This is a genomic window from Candidatus Dorea massiliensis AP6, from assembly GCF_964245105.1.
In the GTDB taxonomy this organism is placed as follows: domain Bacteria; phylum Bacillota; class Clostridia; order Lachnospirales; family Lachnospiraceae; genus Laedolimicola; species Laedolimicola intestinihominis.
Genome location: NZ_CAXTKW010000007.1, coordinates 171413 through 177729, shown reverse-complemented (window position 1 = coordinate 177729; position 6317 = coordinate 171413). Strand labels below are relative to the sequence as shown.

Below are 6317 nucleotides of genomic sequence, written 5' to 3'. Positions count from 1 at the left end.
AATATTCCTCGATAGCTCAGTGGTAGAGCGTTCGGCTGTTAACCGAAATGTCGTAGGTTCGAGCCCTACTCGGGGAGCTAAGAAAACCTGTAAGCGTTGCTTACAGGTTTTTCTATATAAAAATGTTTTACCAAGAGGTCGCATTTTTATGATAATTATTTTATTGTACCTGTTCCCAAGGCTGTAATGGCGCCAGAAAACCCGCCTCCTGCAGCTTCTCCTGAATCATATCCAGGCGCTTCTGGCTGTCGGCGGCGACCAGATGGTAGTGGTAACCGGAGGTGGCGTTGCTCAAGACACTGGAACGACTGTTTTTCAGGGCTTCGATGAATTCGCTTACATCCTGACGGGAGCGAATATCCATATCAGCAGAAATCCGGCCGTAGAGGCGGTGGCTGATACTGATATTTTTGATGTGGCCGCCGCAGTCTACGATGAGGTTCATTTCATCTGCGGCCTGCTCCGGTGTGTGGCAGACCTTAAATTCCCGTGCGCTGCCACTGTCCTGCTGAAGAACGTAGCCCCGGGTGGTGGAAAGAATTCCAGGCACGGAAACGCGTATCACAGCCATGTCCTGCACAATCACCTGACGGCTTACCCCAAAATGTGCTGCCAGTTCTTTGGCTGCTATGGGGGCGTCAGCTTTCTTTAAAATCTGTAAAATATCTGTTCTCCGTTGTGCAGTAGTCATGATGCAAGGGAACTCCTTTCTTCGTTTACGCATAAAGGTGTATATTCAATCTTTTTAATTGTAACACCTGTCCTGCCAGGTGGCAAGACAGTGAACGGGAGATTTTGCGCAAATTTTCAGGAAATCGGGTGACAGGAAGAAAAAGAGAAACTTGAATCAGTGAAAAATCGAGTTTTATGAGGGGATATATTATGTTATAATGGGCGCAAGTGAGGTTATATGCTTGCATGGTTGGCGAATGATGATCATGAATGATAGGTGCATGATATAAGTTTGGCATATATAAGATTGTAAAATTTATTCGAGTTATATATAGAAAATGATAAGGAGAACGCACGAATGAAAATTGTAGTATTAGATGGATATACAGAAAATCCGGGCGATCTGAGCTGGAGCGGATTTGAGGGACTGGGGGAGTTCACGGTATATGACAGAGGGTCTGAGACGGACAAAGAGGGGGAAGCTATCGCGCGTATTGGTGATGCGGAAATCGTTATTACAAATAAGACACCGATCACAAAGCGGGTACTGGACAGTTGCCCGTCTATTCGTTATATTGGCGTATTGGCTACCGGCTACAATGTGGTGGACTATACCTACGCGGCTAAGCAGGGTATCCCGGTAACTAATGTGCCAGGCTATGGTACCGACACAGTAGCCCAATTCACCTTCGCGCTTCTGCTGGAAATCTGCCACCATGTGGCTCATCATTCCGAGGCAGTACACGTGGGTCGATGGGAACAGTGTGCGGATTTCTGTTTTTGTGATTATCCCCAGATTGAGCTGGCCGGCAAGACCATGGGTATCATCGGCTTTGGACGGATCGGTCAGAAGGTGGGAATCATTGCAAAGGCCTTTGGCATGAGAGTACTGGCATATTCGCCCCATGAATATGAGAGAGGCAAAGCCATTGGAACTTATGTAAATCTGGAGACTCTGCTGGCAGAATCCGATATCATTTCCCTGCACTGCCCGCTATTTCCGGAGACGGAAGGCATCATCAATCAGGGAACCATCGCAAAAATGAAGGACGGCGTCATTATTCTGAACAATGGCCGCGGTCCGCTCATTGTGGAGCAGGATCTGGCGGACGCGCTGAACAGCGGCAAGGTACAGGCCGCAGGCGTGGATGTGGTCAGCGTCGAGCCCATCAAGGGCGATAATCCGTTGCTCACTGCGAAGAACTGTTTCATCACGCCTCACATCGCCTGGGCCACGAAGGAGGCCCGCCAGCGCATCATGGACTGTGCGGTGCAGAATCTGAAAGCATATCTGGCAGGCAAGCCGGAGAATGTTGTGAATCAGTAAAATAATGAGAACATAAAACAAATAGAATGAGAAATCCGACTCATAAAGAGAAATAAAGTTTCTAGCAGTTTAACAATAAAATTTTTCGAAAAAACCCGAAAAACCCTTGCAAACAGATAGAAAGTATGATAATATAATCGGGCACGGCAAAAGAAACCGAGCTAACGCCCATCCAAAGGGGCAGATAAATAAGGCTCCTTGGTCAAGCGGTTAAGACATCGCCCTTTCACGGCGGTAACACGGGTTCGATTCCCGTAGGAGTCATTTATATCTTGACGGATTATTTCCGATATGATATAATACAACAGTTGATGGCGACATAGCCAAGTGGTAAGGCGTGGGTCTGCAACACCCTGATCACCAGTTCAAATCTGGTTGTCGCCTCTCATAGAAGAGTTTAAAGTCTGTATTTACAGGTTTTAAGCTCTTTTTTGAACTATAGAGAAGCTTCTTCGGAGCCGGGAGCAGGAGAAGCATCTGTTCGAGCCTTTTGCGACAGATTAATATGATACAATAAAAAGGAATCCTTTTTACGGGATTCCTTTTCTGCGTTTCATTTTATAAAAAATCTTTTACAGTCCGGCCAGCTTCTGCAGCGCCTCACCTGCAATCATCAGATCCTCATGCTCGGTCATATAGGCCTCGGCCGCGGAAGAGTATTTCTCGTTGCTGCCGTACTCGGAGAGAATGTTGGAAATCTTGTTGAATTCCTCCGGCGTGTGGCTGCTCTTGTGGATAATCAGGCAGTAGTCGCCATCCTTTTTCAGACGGTACAGGGAGTTCTGACCCTGGTAGAAGCCCTGAAGCACATGGGCCGCATCGATGACTGTGTCCAGATCCTGGAAGGAATACAGGCGGGTCAGGTCAATCTCGGAAGCGAGAGAGACGGCCTGTTCTGCTTTTTCTTCCTTGCTGGAAGCGGTAGAGTCCTGGAGCTTCTTTTCAATGAGCTTCTTGAACATATCCAGGACATTGTCGGCGCCTTCCGGAAGGATACCGCTCAGATCGTTCGCGTCTTCGGGCATGGGGCTGTCGCCGCCTGGTGCGAATTTGGCGAAGCGGGTGTCCAACTCTTCCGGATCCTCGACCTTGGTGATAATCAGGACGATGCATTCGTTGGGCATGGGAATCGCTTCGATCATCAGCGGAATATTGTCAGCCTCAAAACCAAATTCGATGGCTGCCTGCTGCATCATTTCCCGGAACAGCTCCTTGGCCTTTTCTGTACCGTAGGCCAGTTCACTGAGCTTTAGCTGACGGTTATTCAGATCGTCTCTGGTCAGGGTGCAGCGTATCTGGTTATCGTTTATCTTTTCTATCTTCATATATCCTCACATCCAATTTATATATAGCTTAAAAAGGTTTCAATTCTATTATATACAAAATGACTGGGAGATACAATATTGAATCTGCGCTGAAAATATGAAAAAATCTGGTTTTCTATAAAAATTTCATAAATTTTCCAATTTGCTTGCATTTCCGGAAAAAGACAGGGTATAATGAATTCGGAAAAGCCGCCCGGGGAAGGGAGGCAGCGAAGAACATAATTTTTACAGAAGTCTTAAGTAAGCCAGGCTTTTATTTCTCAGGTGCCAGTTCGGCGCGATTTCCACGATTGACAGATAAAAAGGTTTCAGAGAGAGTATCAGGCGGCATTTTCCGGAATAATATATCACGATCTCCTTTTGGGGAGCGGACGGCTGCGGGCTGCGGGTGAAAAACAGGCGAGGTCCCCTCCGAGCCTACAGAGCGGGCCGCGAGCCTTATCCGCTGTAAAAAATGACGGAAAGCTGTCGAAAATGGGTGACGCGGCGGTGAATTTCTGTTATGATAGACCCGATAGGAGGTTTCTGCCATGGCAACGACAAAACGAAGAAGACGAAGAAGATCCCGGGGAAGAAGAAAAGCAGCGCCGATGCTGGCGGTATTTGTACTGATTGTACTGATTCTGGCAGGCGTAATGTTTGCTTTCCTGTATGAAAAATATAGCCCCTCCAAGGAACGCATGAGCTGGAATACCTATTTCGAGGTGACAGCCAGCGATGAGGCGGCAGTGATTTTAAATGATCAGATGATGGATTTTAAGGCCAGAGTCATCGACGGTGAGCCCTATGTGACCACCGATACCCTGTACGATTACCTGAATTCCCGTTTCTACTGGGATTCCCAGGAAAATCTGCTGCTGTATACGACGCCGACGGAGCTGATTACCGCGTCTGTGGGAAGTAATACCTACACGGTAGCGAAGCAGTCCTGCATGGAGGATTACACACCGGTGAAGGTGGACGGCGATACGGCTTATGTGGCTTTGAAATATATTCAGAAATATACAGGCCTTACATATGAGCTGATGACCGACGAGGTGAACCGCGTCAATATCAAAACGGAATTCGGTACGGCAGAGACCGTGACCGTGAAGAAGAACGGAAATGTCCGCTACCGCGCAGGCATTAAGAGCCCGATTCTGATGGATGTGTCCAAGGGCGATACCCTGTACGTGCTGGAGGAGACCGAGGACGTGGGCGACTGGACGAAGGTTCGTACGTCCAACGGCTTTATCGGTTACATCCGCAATAAATATCTGGGCCAGAAGGGCGAGGAGACTACAGAGTCCAATTACACAGAGCCTGAGTACACGAATATCAGCAAAGACTACACCATTAATATGGCATGGCATCAGGTGACCAATGGGGACGCCAACAGCAAGGTGCTGGAGACTATCGCGAATACAAAGGGGCTGACCACCATTTCCCCCACTTGGTTCTTCCTGAAGGACGACGACGGCAACATTGATTCTCTGGCAAGCCAGACTTATGTAAACTACTGTCACCAGAACAACATCGAGGTGTGGGCGCTGGTGGAGGATATCACCCACAAGGACACCATTACCGATTACGAAATCCTGTCCCGGACCTCATCCAGACAGCGGCTGGTCAGCAACCTGATTGCCAAGGCCATCGAGTTTGATCTGGACGGTATCAATATAGACTTTGAGTATATCAATGAAGATTCCGCTAAGGGTTACGTGGAGTTCCTGCGGGAGCTGTCCATCATGTGCCGCCTGAACGGCATCATTCTTTCCGTGGACAATTACCGTCCGGCGGATCATAATCGCTTCTATAACCGCGCGGAGCAGGGTGTGGTGGCCGATTACCTGATTATCATGGGTTATGACGAGCATTACGCAGGCTCTGAGGAGGCCGGCAGCGTGGCAAGCATTAACTGGGTGCGCGAAGGCATCGAGGAGACCCTGAAGGAGGTTCCGGCGGAGAAGGTTATCAACGCAGTACCGTTTTACACCAGACTCTGGGAGGAGAGACCTAAGACTGCTGAGGAGCTGGCGCAGGAGTCCGATACGGATGATTACGTACCAAATGTAGTCAGTAGCAAGGCCTATGGCATGGACGCCATCGACAAGATCCTGGCCACTAACGGCGCGGAAAAGACCTGGGACGAGACCACGGGCCAGTATTACGCCGAGTATGTGGCGGACGGCAAGACCTATAAGGTTTGGCTGGAAGAAGAGGAATCCATCGCGCTGAAGGCGGCGTTGATTAAAGAATATAATCTGGCAGGTATTTCTGCATGGAAGCTCGGATTCGAGCGGCAGGATATCTGGGATACGATTTTGAAATACGTGAACTAAAAAACCAGAACGGCGTAAAAAAGACAGAGAAGCGTGATCATCAAGCTTGCTTGTAAGAACACGTTTCTCTGTCTTTTTTCATCAGATTATCATTCCTTAAGCTTTTCAGGTTTCCGAATTCCGTGTGAAGTAGCTTCCCCGGAGATACGCGCCAGTTCACTGAGTGGTAGCGTCAACTCTCCGCGCAGCCAGGCCACATAGACGGCGATGACGCCGGATACAAAATATTCTGCGTAAAGCCGTAGCTCCTGCGCCGGGAAATCTACCTTATCCTGATAGACTTCCACCGTGGTTTCGATAATGATACGCTTCACTTCCGACCAGAAAAACGCGTAGGGATTTTCCCTGGAAATAAAACGGTAAAATTCGATATCCGGTTCCATGAGCTGATTCAGACATTGGAATAATACGTCTACCTCGAAGGGGTTGGAAAAGAATCTTTTTTTTTCGAGAAGATGAAGAAGCTCGTCTATCTTTCGGTGGGCGGCGTCCCGCATGATATCCTCCAGGGTTTCATAGTGGAGGTAAAAGGTCTTGCGGGCGATATTAGCCCGGTGGGCCAGTTCTGAAATCGTAATCTTCTGATCTTTTTTCTCATAAATCAGTTCCAGATAGGCGTCGATGATAGCGTCTCGTGTTTTACTTACTCTTTTATCCATTTCTATGTACTCA

General features: G+C 48.3%; 5 protein-coding genes and 3 tRNA genes. 5 read left to right on the top strand and 3 right to left on the bottom strand.

Annotation, left to right across the window (positions count from 1 at the left end):
• The first annotated feature begins 5 nt into the window (after positions 1-5).
• A tRNA-Asn gene (locus tag ACESZP_RS09290) sits at positions 6-77 on the top strand.
• A gap of 83 nt (positions 78-160) precedes the next feature.
• Here ACESZP_RS09290 and ACESZP_RS09285 read toward each other — a convergent pair.
• Entirely contained in the window at positions 161-724 is a 564-nt protein-coding gene (locus tag ACESZP_RS09285; RefSeq protein ID WP_499708843.1) for a transcription repressor NadR, read from the bottom strand.
• Between the two features lie 306 nt (positions 725-1030).
• Here ACESZP_RS09285 and ACESZP_RS09280 point away from each other — a divergent pair, with 306 nt between their 5' ends.
• The 3 genes from ACESZP_RS09280 (at position 1031) to ACESZP_RS09270 (ending at position 2383) form a co-directional block, all read left to right on the top strand.
• Complete coding sequence (locus ACESZP_RS09280; protein ID WP_440322614.1) at positions 1031-1999, top strand: D-2-hydroxyacid dehydrogenase; 969 nt, start codon at positions 1031-1033, stop codon at positions 1997-1999.
• A gap of 192 nt (positions 2000-2191) precedes the next feature.
• A tRNA-Glu gene (locus ACESZP_RS09275) sits at positions 2192-2263 on the top strand.
• A 49-nt stretch (positions 2264-2312) separates the two neighbouring features.
• Positions 2313-2383: transfer RNA gene (locus ACESZP_RS09270), tRNA-Cys, on the top strand.
• A gap of 188 nt (positions 2384-2571) precedes the next feature.
• Here the strand turns inward: ACESZP_RS09270 and ACESZP_RS09265 are convergent.
• Positions 2572-3324, bottom strand: coding sequence for an adaptor protein MecA (locus tag ACESZP_RS09265; protein WP_178038512.1), 753 nt, complete (start codon positions 3322-3324; stop codon positions 2572-2574).
• Positions 3325-3854: 530 nt separating this feature from the next.
• Here ACESZP_RS09265 and ACESZP_RS09260 point away from each other — a divergent pair.
• Positions 3855-5645, top strand: a complete 1791-nt coding sequence (locus tag ACESZP_RS09260; protein WP_499708842.1) for a glycosyl hydrolase family 18 protein — start codon at positions 3855-3857, stop codon at positions 5643-5645.
• 89 nt (positions 5646-5734) lie between these two features.
• On the opposite strand, the gene ACESZP_RS09255 is transcribed toward ACESZP_RS09260, so the two are convergent.
• The gene (locus ACESZP_RS09255) at positions 5735-6304 is read right to left on the bottom strand and encodes a TetR/AcrR family transcriptional regulator (protein ID WP_178038513.1); all 570 of its coding nucleotides are present in this window, start codon (positions 6302-6304) and stop codon (positions 5735-5737) included.
• Positions 6305-6317 lie beyond the last annotated feature (13 nt).

Bases quoted from the DNA above. Each gene is read 5' to 3' on its own strand.
- ACESZP_RS09285 (WP_499708843.1), bottom strand. From the start codon at position 724: ATGCGTAAACGAAGAAAGGAGTTCCCTTGCATCATGACTACTGCACAA.
- ACESZP_RS09280 (WP_440322614.1), top strand. From the start codon at position 1,031: ATGAAAATTGTAGTATTAGATGGATATACAGAAAATCCGGGCGATCTG.
- ACESZP_RS09265 (WP_178038512.1), bottom strand. From the start codon at position 3,324: ATGAAGATAGAAAAGATAAACGATAACCAGATACGCTGCACCCTGACC.
- ACESZP_RS09260 (WP_499708842.1), top strand. From the start codon at position 3,855: ATGGCAACGACAAAACGAAGAAGACGAAGAAGATCCCGGGGAAGAAGA.
- ACESZP_RS09255 (WP_178038513.1), bottom strand. From the start codon at position 6,304: ATGGATAAAAGAGTAAGTAAAACACGAGACGCTATCATCGACGCCTAT.